Origin of the sequence: Streptomyces spiroverticillatus, assembly GCA_014650415.1 — a bacterium.
Taxonomy (GTDB): domain Bacteria; phylum Actinomycetota; class Actinomycetes; order Streptomycetales; family Streptomycetaceae; genus Streptomyces; species Streptomyces spiroverticillatus.
The window spans coordinates 580,399-599,215 of the sequence record BMUX01000002.1; the positions used below are offsets into that span (position 1 = coordinate 580,399).

General features: G+C 70.9%; 11 protein-coding genes and 1 pseudogene. 3 read left to right on the plus strand and 9 right to left on the minus strand.

Translation table 11 applies throughout. The annotated features are described in order from the left end of the window. Positions 1–71: 71 nt before the first annotated feature. The 3 genes and pseudogenes from IE269_RS06935 to IE269_RS06945 form a co-directional block, all read right to left on the minus strand. Positions 72–2,153 carry an ATP-binding protein gene (locus tag IE269_RS06935; protein ID WP_189821841.1) on the minus strand — a complete coding sequence of 694 codons (2,082 nt, stop codon included), beginning with the start codon at positions 2,151–2,153 and terminating at the stop codon, positions 72–74. Between the two features lie 227 nt (positions 2,154–2,380). Continuing rightward, positions 2,381–7,699: a pullulanase-type alpha-1,6-glucosidase gene (pulA, locus tag IE269_RS06940; protein WP_438817636.1), complete on the minus strand. Its 5,319-nt coding sequence runs from the start codon at positions 7,697–7,699 to the stop codon at positions 2,381–2,383. A gap of 233 nt (positions 7,700–7,932) precedes the next feature. Continuing rightward, positions 7,933–9,306 (minus strand): annotated as a pseudogene (locus tag IE269_RS06945) (alpha-amylase); the annotation flags it as partial. Positions 9,307–9,555: 249 nt separating this feature from the next. Between IE269_RS06945 and IE269_RS06950 the strand changes: the two are divergent. Both IE269_RS06950 and IE269_RS06955 read left to right on the plus strand, forming a co-directional pair. Continuing rightward, the gene (locus tag IE269_RS06950; RefSeq protein WP_189821842.1) at positions 9,556–9,873 is read left to right on the plus strand and encodes a cupin domain-containing protein; all 318 of its coding nucleotides are present in this window, start codon (positions 9,556–9,558) and stop codon (positions 9,871–9,873) included. Further along, a complete protein-coding gene (locus IE269_RS06955; protein WP_189821843.1) occupies positions 9,873–10,643 on the plus strand; it encodes a phosphotransferase enzyme family protein in 771 nt (256 codons plus the stop codon). The genes IE269_RS06950 and IE269_RS06955 overlap by 1 nt, the downstream gene beginning before the upstream one ends. Positions 10,644–10,752: 109 nt before the next feature. On the opposite strand, the gene IE269_RS06960 is transcribed toward IE269_RS06955, so the two are convergent. Beyond that, positions 10,753–11,181, minus strand: a complete 429-nt coding sequence (locus IE269_RS06960; RefSeq protein WP_189822094.1) for a MerR family transcriptional regulator — start codon at positions 11,179–11,181, stop codon at positions 10,753–10,755. Positions 11,182–11,246: 65 nt separating this feature from the next. Between IE269_RS06960 and IE269_RS06965 the strand changes: the two genes are divergently transcribed. Continuing rightward, positions 11,247–12,236, plus strand: coding sequence for an oxidoreductase (locus tag IE269_RS06965; protein ID WP_189821844.1), 990 nt, complete (start codon positions 11,247–11,249; stop codon positions 12,234–12,236). A gap of 13 nt (positions 12,237–12,249) precedes the next feature. Here the strand turns inward: IE269_RS06965 and IE269_RS06970 are convergent, their stop codons facing one another. The 5 genes from IE269_RS06970 to IE269_RS06990 all read right to left on the minus strand — a co-directional run bounded on the left by IE269_RS06970 (position 12,250) and on the right by IE269_RS06990 (position 18,759). After that, positions 12,250–13,287: a LacI family DNA-binding transcriptional regulator gene (locus tag IE269_RS06970; protein WP_189822095.1), complete on the minus strand. Its 1,038-nt coding sequence runs from the start codon at positions 13,285–13,287 to the stop codon at positions 12,250–12,252. Continuing rightward, complete coding sequence (locus tag IE269_RS06975; RefSeq protein WP_189821845.1) at positions 13,272–14,960, minus strand: glycoside hydrolase family 13 protein; 1,689 nt, start codon at positions 14,958–14,960, stop codon at positions 13,272–13,274. The genes IE269_RS06970 and IE269_RS06975 overlap by 16 nt, the downstream gene beginning before the upstream one ends. Positions 14,961–15,556: 596 nt before the next feature. Beyond that, entirely contained in the window at positions 15,557–16,435 is an 879-nt protein-coding gene (locus IE269_RS06980) for a sugar ABC transporter permease (RefSeq protein WP_189821846.1), read from the minus strand. Beyond that, positions 16,432–17,478: a carbohydrate ABC transporter permease gene (locus IE269_RS06985; protein ID WP_189821847.1), complete on the minus strand. Its 1,047-nt coding sequence runs from the start codon at positions 17,476–17,478 to the stop codon at positions 16,432–16,434. Before IE269_RS06985 ends, IE269_RS06980 begins: the two co-directional genes overlap by 4 nt. Before the next feature lie 6 nt (positions 17,479–17,484). Continuing rightward, positions 17,485–18,759 carry an extracellular solute-binding protein gene (locus tag IE269_RS06990; protein WP_189821848.1) on the minus strand — a complete coding sequence of 425 codons (1,275 nt, stop codon included), beginning with the start codon at positions 18,757–18,759 and terminating at the stop codon, positions 17,485–17,487. Positions 18,760–18,817: the final 58 nt, after the last annotated feature.

Below are 18,817 nucleotides of genomic sequence, written 5' to 3' on the forward strand. Positions count from 1 at the left end.
GATCGTGCACCCGACCGTTCACCCGGTCTCGCGCCGCGTCCTGCCGCCCGTCCCGCCGCCGATGTGGCCGGTCAGGGGCGGGGTCCGAGGAGGGCGAGGGTGAGGGCGGTGTCCTGGTCGGCGCCGACGCCCTCCCGGTAGGCGCGTTCGTACGCGTCGTCGCCGATCAGCGCGCGGGCCTGCCGCTCGCACTCCTCCCGTACGGGCCCCAGCTCGGGGGTGCCGCGCTGGGGGTGGCCGACCTGCCCCCAGTAGGTGTGACCGGTGCCGTACACGCGGGCGGCCTGTTCGCCGTCGCCCTGGGCGGCGAGGGCCGCGGCGAGCAGGTCGAGCCCGAGGGCGATGCCGAAGCTGTCGCCGATGCGGTACTTGGAGTCGACCATGGCGCGCGCGTGCGCGGCGGCTTCGTCGGGCCGCTTCTGGAGGAGGGCGATGAGGGCGAGCTGGTAGTCGGCGTAGGCGCGCGTCCAGCACTCCCCCCGCTCGGCGCAGATCCGCCGCAGCTCCTCGGCGGCGGTCCTGGCGTCGTCCAGCTCGCCCATGCCGGTGAGGGCGAAGACCCGCACGAGGCGGCAGCGGAGCTGGGCGGCGGAGTCGAAGGGGGAGCCGGGCCGGGCGGTGAGGCACCGGTCGGCGACGGTGTACGCGGCGCGCGGCCGCCCCATCAGCAGATACGTGATCCCCAGCAGGTACGCCGCACTGAGCATGTCCTCGGGGTTCTTGTCCTGCCAGGCGGCGACGGCGCACTGCTCGCCGAGCCAGCGCGCCCCTTCGTGGTCGCCCTGGAGGCTGCCGGCGACGCCGAGCGCCCACAGGGCACGCGCGCGGTGCGGGCCGGGGGCGCTGTGCGCCTCCAGGGCGCGGGTGAGATAACGGCGGGCCTCGTGGAGGTGTCCGCAGCACCCCCAGTAGAAGCCGACGCTCGCGGCCATGGCGAGGGCCCGGTCGGGGGCGGTCTCCAGGAGGTGGTCGAGGGCGGCGCACAGGTCGGCGTGCGCGGCGCCGATCCGCCGGTACCAGTCGGCCTGCTCCGGCCCGGTCCAGCCCTCGTCGGCGCGGCGGGCGAGGTCGGCGTGGTGGGCGGCGTGGCGGTCGGCGACGCGGGGGGTCTCGCCGAGCTCCCGCAGCCACATGGCGCCGTATTCGCGCAGGGTGTCGAGCATGCGGAAGGTGCCGTCGTGGCGCTCCCGGACGACGGACTTGCGGACCAGCCCGCGCAGGGCGTGCCCGACGGTGACGGCGTCCAGCGGCCCTCCGGCGCAGACCTCGGCGGCGGCCTCCTCCGTGAAGTTCCCCCGGAAGACCGAGAGGCGGGCCCAGAGCAGCCGTTCCAGCGGAGTGCACAGCTCGTGGCTCCAGCCGATGGCGGTGCGCAGGGCGCGGTGCCGTTGCGGCCACACCCCCTCCTGGGCGAGGACGTCGAGCCGGGCGCCGGCCCGGGTGGTGAGGCGCTGGGCCACCTCGCGGACGTCCTTGCCCTCCGTGAGCTGGGCGCAGGCGAGTTCGAGGGCGAGGGGGATGCCTTCGAGGTGGGCGCAGATCGCCTCCACCGCGGTGTCGTCCATCGTCACCCCCGGTACGGCGCTGCGGGCGCGCTCCCGGAAGAGGTCGGCGGCGCAGTCGGGGCCGGTCAGCGGAAGCGGCGGTACGTCGAGGACGGTCTCGCCGCGGCTGCCGAGGGCCTGTCTGCTGGTGGCGAGGACGGTCAACCGGGGGACGGTGGTGAGGAGTTCACCGATGAGGTGGGCGACGGGTCCCGTCAGCCGCTCGCAGCAGTCCAGGACGAGCAGGATCTTCTTGTGCTCCAGCCATTCGCAGAGGGCCTCGGCGGGCATCCGGAGGGTGTGGTCGGCGAAGTCGACGGCGTCGGAGACGGTGGCGACGAGGAGGGAGTCGTCGCGCAGGGGGGAGAGGTCGGCCCACCAGACGCCGTCGGGGTAGGCGGGTTGGGGGGTCTGGGTGTGGGGGGTGTGCTGGGCTTGCGGGGCTTGCTGGGCTTGCTGGGCGGCCCGGAGGGCGAGCCTCGTCTTGCCGACGCCGGCGGGGCCGGTGAGGGTGACGAGGCGGGACGTGCGGAGGGAGTGGGCGACGCGGGCCAGGTCGGCGCGGCGGCCCACGAAGGTCGTGGTTTCCTCGGGGAGGTATCCCAACACGGGTTCATTCTGGCGTAGTTCGGGGGTGGGGTGGGGTCCGGGGGGGTGCGGGGGGTCCGTGCGGGTGGGTGGGTGGTTGCTGTTCCTGCCGGGGGCTCCGCCCCCGGGCCCCCGGATTTCGCCCCGGTCCCGCCCCTTTCCCTAAAGCGCTCGCCGCGCGGCTTGTGTGGTGGTTGCTCGCGCAGTTCCCCGCGCCCCTTTAGGGGCGCGGGGAACTGCGCACGGATTCATCCGGCCCGGAAGACCGCCACCGTGCGTGCCGGGACCGTGAAGGTGCCCGAGGCCGCCTCGTACGCGGACCGCTTGACCACCGGGTCAGAGCCCCCCGCCTGCACCGGGTGAAGCCCGTACGCCCGCCCCGAAAGCCCCGGCACCGCCTGCCGCGCCTCCCCCGGCGTCGCGTTGAAGACGACCACCAGCTCACCGAGCCGCATCGTCACGACCCCGGGGGTCTCCCCCTTCCCGGAAAGGGGGAAGGAGAGCCGGGACTGAACCGCCCCGGCCGTCGCCAGACCGAAGTCCGGCTCCGTCGTACGGATCTTCAGCAGGTCCCGGTAGGCCGCCGACGCCCCCTCGATCTCGGGGCAGCCGACGGACACCGCCGTCAGCAGCGGTTTCCCGAAGCCCCACTTCGGCCGGTTGTCGGCCGCCATCGGCAACCCCCGCCCGAACCCGTTCCCGTCCCCGCACTCCCAGTGGATCGCGTTGAACCAGTCCCCACTGTCGTACGAGTTCCGGTCCAACGACTTGGACCGCAGCACATCGCTCCCCGCCTGCGACAGCGCCGGCCCCTGCGACAGGGCCGCCGTCGCCATCCCCAGCACCTGCATCCGCGCCCGGTCCCCCGCCGGCGTCTTCACCGGCAGCTTGAAGGCCAGCGCGTCGAACAGCGACTCGTTGTCGTGGGCGTCGGCGTACGCCAGGGCGTCCCCGGGGGCAGCCGCGTACCCGGCGGGCGAGCCGTTGTAGTCGACCTGCGCGCCCGTGACCGTACGACCACTGCTGTCCACGAAGGAGAACCCCGCGAGGTTCCCGCTCAGCCCGACCTTCAACAGGTCCTGGTAGTGCAGCAACCGTGCCCGCTGCTCGGCCGGACTGCCGTTGGCGGCGGAGGGGTTGGGGTCGGTGAACAGTCCCGACGCGAAGCCCTGAACCCCCGGATCCTCGTCGAAGGGCCCGCCGCCCCGCACCGCGTCCCGCGCCCGGTCGGAGAAGGTCGCGATCCCCGTCCCGGCCATGTTCTTCTGCGTGGCCTGCACGAAGCGCGCGTCGTCGGCGATCTCGCCGAAGTTCCAGCCCTCGCCGTACAGGACGATCGCCTTCCCGTCGACGCCGTCCTTCGCGACGGTCAGCGCGTCCAGCGCCTTCCGGACGGCCAGGATGTTGGCCTTCGGGTGGTGCCCCATCAGGTCGAAGCGGAACCCGTCGACCTTGTACTCCCGCGCCCACGTGACGACGGAGTCCACGACGAGCTTGCCCATCATGGCGTTCTCGGGCGCGGTGTTGGCGCAGCAGGTGGAGGTGGCGACGGACCCGTCCGGCATCAGCCGCTGGTAGTACCCGGGCACGATCCGGTCGAGCACGGACTTCTCCGACTGCCCGGCGGCGACGGTGTGGTTGTAGACCACGTCCATCACCGTCCGCAGCCCGCTCCCGTTCAGCGCCTGCACCATCTGCCGGAACTCGACGGTGCGCCGCGTCCCCTCCGGGTCACTGGCGTACGAGCCCTCGGGCACGGTGTAGTGCAGCGGGTCGTACCCCCAGTTGTACGCGCCCTTCGCCGCGACCTTCCCGACGCAGGCCTGCTGCTCCTCCGAGTCCTTCGCGTACGACGTCAAGTCACAGGCGGGGACGGCCTGTTCGGACTTCTTCTCCGGTACGGTCCCGATGTCGAAGACGGGCAGGAGATGGACGTACGAGGTCCCGGCCGCCGCCAGCTTCTTCAGGTGCTGCGACCCCTTCGAGTCGCCGTCGGTGAAGGCGAGGTACTGCCCGGGGTGCTTGGCGGTCTTGTCCGCGACGGAGAAGTCCCGTACGTGCAGTTCCTGGATCTGCGCATTCCGCAGCGGCACGGCGGCAGGCTTCTTCAGCCCGCCCCATCCCTTCGGCGCGAGCTTCGGATCCCTGAGGTCCACGACCAGGCTTTGCTTCGAATCCGTCGTCAGGGCCGTCGAGTAGGGGTCGGTGACCCGGTTGGTGACGACCTTCTGCACGCTGGGCGCCCAGACGGTCACCTCGTACAGGTACGGCTTCCCGGTCCACCCGCGCCCGCCTTCCACCGACCACACCCCGCTGCGCGCGTCCCGCCGCATGGGCACCTTCCGCCCGTCGAGGTCGAGGACGACCTTCTGCGCGGTGGGCGCCCAGACGGACAGCGTCGGCCGCCCGCCCCGGAAGACGGGCCCGAGCGCGGCCTTCTCGGCGCTCGCGGCGTACGTCGCGTCGAGCACGCCGGGGATCTGCACTCCGGTGGCCGCCAACAGGGCGCCGTTCGCGGCACGTTGGGTGGCGATGACCTGGCCGCTCAGTGCGTCACCGATGCGGTCCCGGTCGCGGGGGTCCACCACGAACGCCGGATAGTCCTTCAGATGGGGGTACTTGGTCTTCTGCGCGTCACTCAGCGCGCCCGGGCTCAGCCGCAGCCACTGCCCCTCGTCGTTCAGCGCACCGTCGACGACCTTGATGCCGCCGTTGCGTGCGTACACGAGCTGCTGGCTGGTCGCCTCGGTCGCCTTGACCTTCCACACGACGGTGTCCCGGTCGATCCACTGCGCCTCGGCCTTGCCGAGGTCGAGCGTGCCCGCGCCGCCGGCCTGCGGCAGCACGTACTTCGGCTGCCCGGCGAGCGCCCACACCTCGTACCCGTAGGTGGCGAGGTCGAGGGACTGGTCGGTGGGGAGGTCCTTCTCGTCGCCCTTGTGCAGGATGTACGCGAGTGAGGTCGCCCCGGCGGCGAGCGGGACCTCGTACGTCACTCCGTACGCGTCCTTCCTCACCGGCATCAGCGGCTTCGCCCAGTCGGTCGGGTCCTTGGCACCGGTCCAGACGTGCAGCCCCCAGCCGTCGTAGTTGCCGTCGGCGCGCTGGTAGTGCAGCACGGCCTTGGTCTTGTCCTGCGGCGGATACGTCCCCTCGGGGGCCTTCGTCAACTGCCCGTCCTTGCCCTGCTCGATCCAGACCTCGCCGGTGGCGGCCAGGTCGACGGTGCGGGCGGGCCCGTCGGCGGCACCGTTCTTCTCGACGGTGTACGGGAAGGAGGTCGCCCCTTCCGGCAGCTTCACCCAGGCAAACGCACCGTAGGCGTCACGGCCGCTGAACTCACCGGTCCCTTGGGGGGACTTCAGCTGCCATCCCTCGTACGCGCCGTCCGTCCGCTTGTAGTGGACGACCGCGTACGTACGGTCCCCTGCGCGCGGCTTCTCGGGCGGGGGCGTCTTCCCCGCCGTCGACGCGGCGAGGGCACTGGCCGTGCGTCCGGCACTGTCCACCACAACTGCCTTGTACCGCAGGGCGGTTCCGGCATTCGTGCTCGGGTCGAGGTATTGGGTGACCTTGTACGGGGCGTGGTCGGCGGAACCGAGGACGCGCCAGGGCCCGTTGCCGGCCTGGGCGGCGAAGACGACCCGGTTGAGCTGCCCGCCGGTGGGGGCGGCCTCGATCTCGACGGTGCCGGTGGCGCCGGCGGCGGGGGTCTTGAGGGTGAGGGAGGGCTTGGCGGTGGGGGCCGGGAGGGGCTTGTCGGCCTGGAGGACGAGGCTGGAGAGGGCGGGGACGGTGAGCTTGACCTTGCCGTCGGTGGCGGTGAGGGTGCCGGTGCCGCCGTAGATCGTACGGAAGGCGGCGCTCGCGACCGGGACTTCGACGGTCCTGGCCTCGGCGGCGCTGTTGGTGGCGACGACGTACTCGACCTTGCGGGTGCTGTCGGTCCGGGAGAAGGCGTACACGGAGCCTTCCGCGTACCGCTCCTCCTGGACGCCGTCGCGCAGGGCGGGGTGGGCCTTCGTCAGCTTCGACAGCTCGGCGATGGACCGGTAGATCGGGTGCGTGGTGTCGTACGCGTCGCTCGCGTGGGTGCGGTCGGTGCCGAGCTGGTCGTCGTCGAGGTAGTCGGGGGTCTTCGAGGCGAAGAGGGTCTGGCGGGAGTCCTTGTCGCCGCCCGCGCCGGTGAAGCCCTGCTCGTCGCCGTAGTAGACGACGGGGTTGCCGCGCGCGAAGAACATCAACTCATTGGCCAGCCGGGCCTTTTGGAGCAGTTCGGCGTCCGTGGCCTTCGGGTTGTCCTGCTTGAGGAAGGCGCCGATGCGGCCCATGTCGTGGTTGCCGGTGAAGGTCACCTGCTCGTAGGCGTTGGCCTTGTCGGTGGTGTAGCGGTAGTCGGCGCCGTAGACCTTGGCGAGCTTGTCGGCGCCGCCGCCCTGGGAGGCGTACCCGCGCAGGGCGTCCTGGAGGGGGAAGTCGAGGGTGGCGTCGAGGCGGCCGCGGGTGACGTAGGGGGCGGTGGCCGCGGGGTTCGCGTCGTAGATCTCCCCGAACATGAAGAAGTCGTCCCGTCCGCGCTTCTTCGCGTACGCGTCGAGGGCGGTGGCCCACTGGGTCCAGAAGTCGAGGTCGACGTGCTTGACGGTGTCGATGCGGAAGCCGTCGATGCCGAAGTCGCGTACCCACTTCTGGTAGATCTCCTCCATGCCCTTCACGACCTCGGGCCGCTCGGTCCAGAGGTCGTCGAGGCCGGAGAAGTCGCCGTACTCGGCACTCTCGCCCGCGAAGGTCGAATCGCCGCGATTGTGGTACATGGTCGGGTCGTTGAGCCACGCCGGGGTCTTGCGCTCGCCCGCACGCGGGGCGGGGGTGTACGGGGAGGAGTCCCGGTCGACCTTGCCGCGTGTCCCGGCCCGGTCGTCGAAGGGGCGGCCCTGCTTGTCGAGGTACGGATAGGCGCCCTTGGGCCGGTACCCGTACTTCTTCTCGGCGTAGTCGACGGTGTCGGCGGTGTGGTTGGTGATGACGTCGAAGAAGACCTTCATGCCCTTGGAGTGGGCCTTGTCGATCAGCCTCTCCAGGTCGGCGTTGGTCCCGAAGTGGGGATCGACCTGGGTGAAGTCCGTGATCCAGTAGCCGTGATACCCGGCGGAGGCGTCCTTCCCCGCCCCTTGCACGGGCTTGTTCTTGAAGAGGGGAGCCATCCAGATGGCGGTGGTCCCGAGCCCCTTGATGTAGTCGAGCCTGTCGGTCAGCCCCTTGAGGTCGCCGCCCTGGTAGAAGCCCTTGTCGGCGGGGTCGAAGCCGTGGTCGAGGCGGGTGCCGGTGAGACCGCCGCGGTCGTTGCGCGTGTCCCCGTTCGCGAACCGGTCCGGGAGGACGAAGTAGAACTGGTCCCGGGTGAGGTCGTGCCGGGCGGGCTGGGCGGCCAGCTTGGCGTCGGAGGGCGGGGCGGGCGGCTGGGGCGCGTTCAATGCGGCGAAGGCGGGCGCGGCGGGGGCGAGTGCGGCGCACAGGGCCGCGCTCACGACGCCGACGACGGCTCTTCGCAGGGGGGTGGGTATCACGGGCGGGGTTCTCCTCGTACGGGTCGACCGGGGGGGGTGGTTGGGGAGGGTTGGTCCGGATCTACCGTGGAATGTTCTTGAGTCGGCTCTGAATCTTCTTGCTGCAAGAAGGCAGAAAGTTCTTGCGCGTGACGGTACGAGGAGGGTGTGAAGGGGTCAAGGGGTTGGGCGGGACGGGGATTTGGGCTGGTCAGGCGGGGCGGGGCCGATGGTCCCGCCCCACCTGACTCCTAACAGGCCCTCGCGCCCGCGTGCAGGGCGATCGCCGTACCCGGCGGGGCGGTTGCGGTGAAGCGTCCCGAACCGTCCACCGCGACCGGGCGGTTGCTCTGGACGTCGCAGTAGGCGCCTGCGGGCAGGGAGGTCTGGAAGGTGCGGGTCAGTGGGGAGCCGTCGCGGTTGATGGCGACGTACGCCTTGTCGCCGCGGCCGAAGGCGATCTGGTTGCCGCCGTTGTCCCACCAGTTCGTGACCGGCTGACCCTGGGACGTGTTGCGCAGGGCCACCATCGAGGCGATCTCGCGCCAGTTGTGCTGGCACTTCCAGCCGTCGGAGTAGCAGGCGTTGACCTGGCCGCCGTTGGGCGGGCCCGCGTCCTTGTCGGTCCATTCGTAGCCGGAGTGGACGTCCGGTGAGCCGTACGGCCAGGCCAGCATGAAGACGTTGGCCAGGGTGTAGGTGCTGCCGGCCTTGTAGTTGAGGGTGTCGCCGCCGCGCTCGGTGTCGTGGTTGTCGACGAAGACGGCGGACTTGCCGGACTGCATGAAGCCCCAGCCCTCGCCGAAGTTCTTCAGCCAGGAGAGGCTGCCGCCCTGGAAGGCGGACTTCAGGCCGCGTGCGTACCGGAATTCCTGGACGTCACCGGTCCCGAGGTACTCGCTCGGGGAGACCGCTTCGCCGTCGCCGTAGATGGCCTCCTGTTTCCAGTAGACGGAGGGGTCGCGCAGCTTGCCCTTGATGGCCGCGAGGTCCGCGGCCGGCATGTGCTTGGCCGCGTCGATGCGGAAGCCGTCCACGCCCAGGGAGCGGAGGTCGTCGAGGTAGGCGGCTATGCGGGTGCGGACGTACTCCTCGCCCGTGTCGAGGTCCGCGAGGCCGACGAGTTCGCAGTTCTGGACGTTGGAGCGGTTGCGGTAGTCGGTGATGGGGGCGCGGCAGTCGTCCACGTCGAAGCCTGAGTAGGTGCCGGGGTAGTCGTACTTACGGTACGAGGTGCCGCCCGTCCCGGTGCCGTCGCCCGCCGCCATGTGGTTGATGACGGCATCGGCGACGACCTTCACGCCTGCCGCGTGACAGGTGTTGACCATGGACGCGAAGGCCGTACGGTCGCCCAGCCGCCCCGCGATCTTGTAGCTGACGGGCTGGTACGAGGTCCACCACTGGCCGCCCTGGATGTGCTCCTGCGGCGGCGAGACCTGGACGTATCCGTAACCGGCGGGACCGAGGCGGTCCGTGCACGCCTTTGCGACCGAGCTGAACTTCCACTCGAAGAGGACGGCGGTGACGTCCTTCCCGCCGGGCGGGGCCGCCTGGGCGGTGGGGGCGGGGGCGGTCAACAGGACGGTGGTGGTGAGGAGGGCGAGGGCAGTGGGGAGTCTGCGGGGCATGGGGATTCCTCCGGTGGGGGGGGCGCGGTGCGGCACGCTGAAGGTTCTTGCTGCAACTGCCGGGAATTTCTTGCGGGGTGACGCTATGAGCAGGTCCGAGTGGGGTCAACCCTTCGCGCAGACCCGGTTCAGGTGCCGGGCTTTGCCAAACGGTCGACCACCTGTCCGCGCAGGTCAGGTAACTTCGCGGCCATCCAGGGAAGTTGAGGTGCGGTTCCGCCGGGGCGGGGCCGCCGGAAGGGGTGTGCCATGGAAGCGGTCAACCTGTGGGAGACGTCGGCGGGCCTGCCGGAGGCGTGGCGCTCGCGGGCGCTGGGGCGGGTGGGGGCGGCCTGCGTGAAGGTGCTGCGCATGGACGGGATGCCGGTGGCGGAGGAGAGCCACGGTGCCGCCGAAGCGCTTCTCGCACTCGATGGCCGGCTCGAACTCACGGTGGAAGGGGAGGAGTTCTCCCTTCAGGCGGGCGAGCTGTTCATGGTCCCGGCGGGGGCGCGGCATACGGTCCGGCCCGGGAGCAGGGGCACGCTGGTGATCGTCGAAATACCGGAGGAAATACCGGAGGACTGATGCCCGACCAGCAGGAATTCAAGGGCGGCGTGCACGTCGTCCGTCGGCACGGGGACGTCGTCCACCGCCCGGCCTCCCCCGCGACCCCGGCGGTCCACCGCCTCCTGCGGCACGTGCACGCCCGCGGCTTCCACGGGGCTCCGGAGCCAAGGGGCTTCACCCCCGGCGGCCACGAGACGCTCACCTTCCTCGACGGCCGCGTCCCGGACACCCTGACCCCTGACCTCCGTGGAACCACCCTCCTCACCTCCGCCGCCGCCCTCCTCCGCCACCTCCACGACGCGAGCGCGGACTTCGCCGCCCGGCCCGACGACGCGTGGCTCTTCCCGGCCCGGGAGCCGGTGGAGGTGATGTGCCACGGCGACGCCGCGCAGTACAACTGCGTGGTGCGGGACGGCAGAGCAGTCGGCTTCATCGACTTCGACACGGCGCATCCGGGTCCGCGCGTGTGGGACCTCGCGTACGCGGCCTACCGCTTCGCCCCCTTGCAGGGGCCGGACAACCCGGAGGGTTTCGGGACGCCCGAGGAGCAGGGGCGGCGCGTGGCCGCCTTCTGCCGGGCGTACGGGGCGGACCTGGTGGGCGCCGAGCTGCTGGACGTCGTACCGGACCGGCTGCAGGCCCTGATCGACTTCATGCGGGAGCAGGCCCGGCAGGGCAGTGCGGCATTCCGGCAGCACATCGCGGAGGGGCACGCGGACCTGTACGCGGCGGACATCCGTTACGTACGCACGCACAGGGATGCCCTGCGCGCGGCCTTCGAGGAGTGAGCGGGGCGGAGGAACCGGGTGACCTCGCCGAGGGCGGCGCGGGCGAGTCGCGCGGGGGCGTGCTTCCTCACCGGCCTCGGTGGCGCCGGGCGCCGAGGCTCGTGCCGGATCAGCCTCCGGGTGTCGGGTCCCACAGGCCGCCGGCCTCGCCCCGGTCGAGGTGCTCCTCGTACACCCCCACCTTCCAGTTGATGACCGACCTGCACTCCTCCAGCGCCCTTATCTGCGCGTCCACCCGGCTGCGGTGCGCGTCCAGCAGGCGCAGGCGTTCGGCCTCGTTGCCCCGGCCTGCCCGGACCAGTTCCGCGAACCGTTTGAGTTCGGCGAGCGGCATGGCCGATTCGCGGAGCTTCACGCAGACCAGCAGCCATTCCACGTCCATGGGCGCGTACCGGCGGCGGCCTCCCGGCGTACGGTCGACCGGGCCGACCAACAGGCCCTCGCGCTCGTAGAAGCGCAGCGCGTGCACGCTCAGGCCCGTGCGTTCGGCCACCTCCCCGATGCTCAGGGACTCCGCCGGAACCCCGGTGGCCGCCATCCGCTTCCCCGCCTCACCGCTCGCCACTTGATCTAGACCTTCCTCTAGATCGTAGCGTCGTCGCCATGAACAGCAGCGATGCGCAGCAGCAATGGCAGCGACAGCAGTCGGTCAACTCGGGTTTTGGTCATGGCAGTACGGTCGCGGACGTGCTCGGCGGGATCGATCTCACCGGGCTCACCGCCGTCGTCACCGGCGGATACTCCGGGCTCGGCCTGGAGACCTCCCGGGGGCTGGCCGCCGCCGGGGCCCGTGTTCTCGTTCCGGCGCGGCGGCCCCGGGTCGCCCGTGAGGCCCTCGCGGGGGTGCGGGGGTGTGAGGTCGTGCCGATGGACCTGACGGACATCGGGTCCGTGCGCGAGGCCGCCACGTCGATCGGGGAGCACGGCGGCAGTGTGGATCTGCTGTTCTGTCTCGCCGGGGTCATGGCCGCCCCCGAGCGGCACATCGGGCCGGGGTGGGAGAGTCAGCTCGCCGTCAATCACTTCGGGCACTTCGCGCTTGCCTGCGCGCTGTATCCCCTGCTCGCCGCCCAGGGCGGTGCCCGTGTCGTCGTCAACAGCTCGGCCGGGCACACCCTCACCGACTTCCGCTGGCACGACCCCCATTTCCGTACCGGTTACGACAAGTGGCTCGCGTACGGGCAGGCCAAGACCGCGAATTCGCTCTTCGCGGTGCATCTTGACGCCCTCGGGCGCGGCGACGGGGTCCGGGCCTTCGCCCTGCACCCGGGGAAGATCCTCACCGGGCTCCAGCGGGAGATGACGCGGGAGGAGCAGATGGAGCGGGGGTGGGTGGACCGGGAGGGGAGGCTCGTTGCGGACGACTTCAAGAGTTCGTCGCAGGGGGCCGCCACCGGGGTGTGGGCCGCCACGTCGGATCTCCTCGGCGGGCGTGGCGGGCTGTATCTGGAGGACTGCGACGTCGCCCGGGTCACCGCTCCCGGCACCCCGATGGACGACGGTGGTGTGCGCGCGTACGCCGTCGACGCCGGTGCTGCGGCGCGGCTGTGGGAGCTGTCGGCGGCGGCCACGGGGGCCGCGCCGATCGTGTGAGCAACTCGCTTGCTCAGGTGCGGACTTGGGCCGTGGAGCCCCGTACCACCAGCTCCGGCTGGAAGACGTATTCCGTACGTTGGACGGGGCTGCCGCCCAGCTCCTCCAGGAGCGCGCCGACCGCCGCCGAGGCCATCGCGTGGACCGGCTGGCGGACGGTGGTCAGGGGCGGGTCGGTGAAGGGGATCAGCGGGGAGTCGTCGTAGCCGACGACCGAGACGTCCTGGGGGACGCGCAGGCCCCGGTCGCGGGCGGCGCGGATCACGCCGAGGGCCATCATGTCGCTGCCGCAGATGATGCCCGTACAGCCCTGGTCGAGGAGGGCGACCGCTGCGGCCTGACCGCCTTCGACACTGAAGAGGGTGTGCTGGACGGTCTGCGCGGCGGGCTCCCCGAGTGCGGTGAGGAAGGCCTCGCGTTTGCGGCGGGAGGGGACGTAACGGGCCGGGCCGACCGCCAGGCCGATACGGGTGTGGCCCAGGTCGGCGAGGTGGGTGACCGCCATGCGGACCGCCGCGTGGTCGTCCGGGGAGACGAAGGGGGCGCTGATGCGGTCGTTGTAGCCGTTGATGAGGACGTACGGGATGTCGGCGGACGTCAGCGCTTCGTAGCGGGCGGGGTCGGTGGAGAGGTCGGCGTGCAGGCCGGAGAGGAAGATGATGCCGCCGACGCCCCGGTCGACGAGTTGCTCGACGAGTTCGTCCTCGGTGGCCCCGCCCGGGATCTGGGTGCAGAGGATCGGGGTGTAGCCGTGGCCCGCGAGCTGCTGCTCGATGATCTGGGCGAAGGCCGGGAAGATCGGGTTGGTGAGCTCCGGGGTGACGAGGCCGATCAGGTCCGTCGCGCGGGGCTTGAGGCGTACGGGGCGGGCGTAGCCGAGTACGTCCAGGGCGGCCAGGACGCGCTGGCGGGTCGCGGCGGCCACGCCCGGCTTGCCGTTCAGGACGCGGCTCACCGTCGCCTCGCTGACCTTGGCCTGCGTGGCGATGTGGGCCAGCCGGGGAGCGGGAGCACCGCTCCCCGGCGCGGGGTGCGTCACACGGACCACCAGACGGTGGTGTCGGCGGGAAGGCTCAACTCGCCCTCCTCCAGGACCACTTCTTCACTGGTGAGGAGTACGCGCCCGGGGACCTTGATGCGTACCGGCTCGGCGGTCGTATTGGCCGTGCAGACGAAGTCGCCGCGGTCTCCGCGGGAGAAGGCCAGGACGCCGGGGGCAGTGTCCGGGAGCCAGGTGACGTCCGTGCCCGCGCCCAGGTCCGGGTGGGAGCGGCGGACGGCGAGCGCGGAGCGGTAGAGCTCCAGGGTGGAGGTGGGGTCGCCGGTCTGGGCCTCGACCGAGAGGGCCGCCCAGGAGTCGGGCTGCGGGAGCCAGCTGCCGCCCGCGCCGAAACCGTACGAAGGCCCGTTCTGCGTCCACGGGATCGGGACGCGGCAGCCGTCGCGGTAACCGTCCTGGCCGGCCGCGCGGAAGAAGGACGGGTCCTGGCGGACCTCGTCGGCGAGGTCGGTGACGTCCGGGAGGCCCAGCTCCTCGCCCTGGTAGACGTACGCGGAGCCGGGGAGGGCCAGCATCAGAAGGGTGGCGGCGCGGGCGCGGCGCAGACCCAGCTCGCGGTCGCCGGCGGTGCGGATCTGGGTGCCGAGGCCGGGCGGGTTGGCGAAGCGGGTGGCGTGGCGGGTCACGTCGTGGTTGGAGAGGACCCAGGTGGCGGGGGCGTCGACGGGGCGCATCGCGGCGAGGGAGGTGTCGATGACCTCGCGCAGCGCTTCCGCGTCCCAATGGGTGCCCAGGTACTGGAAGTTGAAGGCCTGGTGGAGTTCGTCGGGGCGGACGTAGTTGGCGGTGCGCTCGACGGTGGGGGTCCAGGCCTCGGCGACGCCGATCCTCTCCCCCGGGTACTCGTCGAGGATCTCGCGCCAGGCGCGGTAGATGGCGTGGACGCCGTCCTGGTCGAAGAAGGGCATCACATCATTGCCGAGGAGCTTCAGCTGGTCGTGGGAACCGATGTCGGGAAGGCCCTCGGCCTTCACCAGGCCGTGGGCGACGTCGATACGAAAACCGTCGACGCCCATGTCGAGCCAGAAGCGCAGGATCGAGCGGAACTCGTCGGCGACGGCCGGGTTCTCCCAGTTGAAGTCGGGCTGCTCGGGGGCGAAGAGGTGGAGGTACCAGTCGCCGGGGGTGCCGTCGGGGTTGGTGGTACGGGTCCAGGCGGGGCCGCCGAAGACCGACTCCCAGTCATTGGGCGGCAGTTCACCGCTCTCGCCCTTTCCGGGGCGGAAGTGGTAGCGGGCGCGGAGGGGGGAGGCGGGGCCGTCGGCGAGGGCGCGCTTGAACCAGTCGTGCTGGTCGGAGGAGTGGTTGGGGACCAGGTCGGTGATGATGCGCAGGCCGAGCGCGTGGGCGTCGCGGATCAGACCGTCGGCGTCGAGGAGGGTGCCGAACATCGGGTCGATGGCCCGGTAGTCGGCGACGTCGTAGCCGGCGTCGGCCTGCGGGGAGGCGTAGAAGGGGCTCAGCCAGACGGCGTCGACGCCGAGGTCGCGGAGGTAGGGGAGGCGGGAGCGGATGCCGGCGAGGTCGCCCATGCCGTCGCCGTTTCCGTCGGCGAAGCTGCGGGGGTAGACCTGGTAGATCACGGCGTCGCGCCACCAGTCGGCGCGGGGGGTGGCGTCGGCGTCGGCCTGGGCGGCGGCGGGGGCGGTGAGGTGCTGGGTCATGTCGTCCCTGGGAGGTGTGGGGTGTACGGGGTGGTCTGTGGCGGGGGGGGGTCCCGTGCCCCTTTGGGGGCGCGGGGCTGTATTCGATGTGCGGCTCCGCCGCGCGGGCGCGACCGGCCGCCTGTCCGTGCCCCTTCAGGGGCGCGGGGCTGTATTCGATGTGCGGCTCCGCCGCGCGGGCGCGACCGGCCGCCTGTCCGTGCCCCTTCAGGGGCGCGGGGAACTGCGCGACCAGCCACGACGCACCCGCACGGAACCGTGCAATTGCCCCGCGGGTTTAGGTGAAGGGGCGGGGCTGGGGACCCTCTTGGCCCGGCGGGCCGGGGCTTCACGTGCCCGGTACCGGGAGGCGTCCCGAGGGCCCCGGGGCTGCGCGCGTCCGGCGTGCAAGGTGCGGGCGGGCCGGTGCCGGGGCGGGCCCGGAGCGAGGGGGCCGCCCCCTTGCCCGCCCGTCCCGCCCCCGGGGGCGGCCCCGCCGCCCAAGGGGGCGAGGGAAGAGGGAGGAGGCGGGCGGCCCCGCCGCCCAGAGGGGCGAAGGGAAGGGGAAGGGGAGCGCGGCCCCGCCGCCCAAGGGGGCTGGGGGGAAGGGAAGGGCGTCAGCCCTTCGTCGCGCCTGCGGTCATCCCGCTCACCAAATGCTTCTGCGCGAAGACGAACACAACCCCCGCCGGAATCGCGATCAGCACAGAGGCCGCAGCCATCGGCCCCCACTGGCTGCTGTACTGGTTGACGAATTTCTGCAGCCCACCCGCCAGCGTCATGTTCTCGTCCCCGACCAGGAACGCCGACGCGTACGCCACCTCGCCCCACGCCGTGATGAACGAGTAGAACGCCGTCACCGCGATCCCCGGCTTCGCCAGCGGAAGGATCAGCCGCCAGAACGTTCCGAACGGGGTGAGCCCGTCCACCTGCCCCGACTCGTCGATCTCCTGCGGGATCCCGTCGAAGAACCCCTTCATCATCCAGGCGCAGAAGGGCACGGAGATCGTCAGATACGTAATGACCAGCCCCATGGGCTGATTCAGCAGCCCCAGCTTCGCCATGATGTTGTAGATCGGCACGATCAGCACGGCCACCGGGAACATCTGCGTGATGAGCAGCGTCCACATCAGCCCCCGCTTCCCCGGGAACCGGAACCGGCTGATGGCGTACCCCGTCGTCGCCGAGACAAAAACACCGATGACCGTCGAAAGCCCGGCGATCAGCAGCGAGTTCCCGAACCACGTGAGGAACGGCGTGTCGCCGATCAGCCGCGTGTAGTTCTCGAAGGTGGTCTCGCGGACGAAGTCCGTGGTCGTCGCGTACTTCGCGGGCTTGAGCGAGGTCAGCAGCACCCACAGCACGGGGAACACGGCGACGACCGATGCGACGACCAGCGTGGCGTGCAGCCCGAAGGAGGCCAGCGGTGAACGCCGTTCCCTCAACTGCACGTTGGCCTTCTGACCCGTCACCAGAGTAGAGGTGGAGGTGCTCACCAGACGTCTCCCTGCTTACGGAGCACTCGCCGGTAGACCGCGGCGAAGAGCATCAACAGCACGAGGATCAGCACGCCCCACGTGGAGGACTGCGCGAAGTCGCGCGGGCTGATCTCGAACGAGAACTTGTAGGCCTGCGTGACGAGGATCTGTGTCGCCTCGCCGGGTCCGCCCCGGGTGAGCAGGAAGATCACCGGGAACATGTTGAAGGTCCAGATCGTCGACAGCAGCACCACCGTCGTGCTCACCGGCCGCAGTCCCGGCATCGTGATGTGCCGGAAGCGCTGCCAGGGCGAGGCGCCGTCCATCTCCGCGGCCTCGTACAACTCCCCCGGGATGGACTGGAGTCCGCCCAGCAGGGCGACCATCATGAACGGGATGCCGAGCCAGACGTTCACCGAGATGACGGCGAACTTCGCCCAGGTCGGGTCGTTCAGCCACGGCACCGCGTCGATGCCGCCGCCCGCGAGGAGCTTGTTGAGCAGGCCGTTGTCCTGGTTGTACAGGAACCGCCAGGCGAAGACGGAGACGAAGCCCGGCACCGCCCACGGCAGCACCAGCAGCATCCGGTAGAAGGCCCGTCCGGCGATCTTCCGGTTGAGGATGTTCGCCAGCGCAAGACCCAGCGCGAAGGTGATCGACACGCAGGCGACGGTCCACAGGACCGTCCAGCCCAGCGTGGCCAGGAACTGGTCCCCGGTCAGGGCGTCCTTGTAGTTGTCGAGGCCGACGAACTCGTACGTCGCGGGCAGTTGGTTCACGCCGATGGAGCGCTCGACATTGCGCTCGTTGGCGTTGGTCAGCGACAGGTAGACGCCGCGGACCAGGGGGTATCCGATGATGACGCCGATGACGACCACGACGGGCGCGACCATCGTCCAGGCGTACCAGTGGGTGGAGAAGGACCGGCGGAGCCTGCCCGGTGCCTTCCCGGGCGCGGTGCCCGTCGTCGTCTCGCGGCCGGTTGCGCGGCTCCGGCCGCGGGCGGGGGTGTCCCCGCCCGCGGCCGTCGCCACCGGCCGACCGGTGTCAGCGGCAGCCATCAGGTGTTACTTCCAACCCTTGAGGAGCTTGCGGTACGCGTCACCGGCGGCCTTGGTGCCCGCCTCCGGCGTGGTCTGGCCGGTGAGGACCTTGGTGTACTCGGTGACCAGCGGCGCGAACAGGCTGCCGGTCTCCGGGATCCACGGGCGCTCGACGGCCTTCTCGACGGCCGGCTTGAAGAAGCCCACGATCTCGTTCTTCGCGACGTCCGGCTGGGCGTAGACCGAGGTGCGGGTCGGGAGCAGGTTGAGCTCCTTGGTGACCTGGGCCTGGACCTCGGGCGAGGACATGTACTCCACGAAGGCGTACGAGGCGTCGAGGTTCTTGGAGCCCGCGTACACGGCCAGGTTGTGGCCGCCCTGCGGGGCGCCCTGCCGAGCCGAGCCGGCCGGGACCGGGGCGATGCCCAGGTTGGACTTGTCCTTGAACTGCTCGCCGGCGAAGGTGTCGGTGAGCGCCCACGGGCCGTTGATCATCATGGCGACGTCGCCGGACTTGAAGGCCTTCTGCTGGTTCTCGTAGCCGTCGGTGGCGTCCGTCTTGGCGGCGCCCGAGGTGACGAGGTCCTTGGCGACGTTCATGGCCTTGACGCCGGCCGCGTTGTCGACGGTGACGGTCTTGGTCTTGGCGTCGACCAGGTCGCCGCCCTCGCCGTAGAGGAACGGCAGGAAGAAGTACGCGTCGTCGCCGCGCAGGTAGAGACCGGTCTTGCCGGACTTGTCCTTGACCTTCTTCGAGGCTTCCTTCAGCGAGGCGATGTCCTTGGGGACCTCCGCGCCCGCGTCCTTGAGCATCTTCTTGTTGTAGAAGATGCCGAGCGAGTCGATGACCTGCGGGACGGCGTACGTCTTGTCCTTGTACTTCGTCGAGGCCGCAGCCTGCGGCAGGAAGTCGCCCTCGTTCTTCAGCGCGGTGGTGCCGTCGAGGGGGGCCAGGTAGCCGAGGTCCGCGAAGTCCGGGGTCCAGGCGACCTCGGAGCGGATCACGTCGGGGGCGCCGGAGCCCGCCTGCGCCGCGTTCTTGAACTTGTTCTGGGCGTCGCCGAAGGGCACGTTGATGTACTTGACGGTGACCTTGGGGTGCTTCTTGGTGAAGTCCTCGGCGATCTTCTTGAAGACCTTGTCCTCACTGCCGACGGTCGAGGTGTCCCACCAGGTCACCTCGCCGGACAGCTCGCCGCCCGAGCCCTTGCTCTGCTTGTCGCCGTCGCCGCCGCCGCAAGCGGTCGCCGCGAGCGCCAGGGTCGCGACCAGGGCGGTGGCTGCTATGCCACGTCGCATCTGAACTCCTTCAACTGCCGTACCGCTCCGTCGCGGCGCCGGGTCGTGGAGGAACGTA

What these genes read in the sequence shown, in the direction of transcription:
- IE269_RS06990 (WP_189821848.1), bottom strand. Translation starts at nt 18,759, where the DNA reads ATGCGACGTGGCATAGCAGCCACCGCCCTGGTCGCGACCCTGGCGCTC.
- IE269_RS06960 (WP_189822094.1), bottom strand. Translation starts at nt 11,181, where the DNA reads ATGGCGGCCACCGGGGTTCCGGCGGAGTCCCTGAGCATCGGGGAGGTG.
- IE269_RS06965 (WP_189821844.1), top strand. Translation starts at nt 11,247, where the DNA reads ATGAACAGCAGCGATGCGCAGCAGCAATGGCAGCGACAGCAGTCGGTC.
- IE269_RS06955 (WP_189821843.1), top strand. Translation starts at nt 9,873, where the DNA reads ATGCCCGACCAGCAGGAATTCAAGGGCGGCGTGCACGTCGTCCGTCGG.
- IE269_RS06950 (WP_189821842.1), top strand. Translation starts at nt 9,556, where the DNA reads ATGGAAGCGGTCAACCTGTGGGAGACGTCGGCGGGCCTGCCGGAGGCG.
- IE269_RS06975 (WP_189821845.1), bottom strand. Translation starts at nt 14,960, where the DNA reads ATGACCCAGCACCTCACCGCCCCCGCCGCCGCCCAGGCCGACGCCGAC.
- IE269_RS06985 (WP_189821847.1), bottom strand. Translation starts at nt 17,478, where the DNA reads ATGGCTGCCGCTGACACCGGTCGGCCGGTGGCGACGGCCGCGGGCGGG.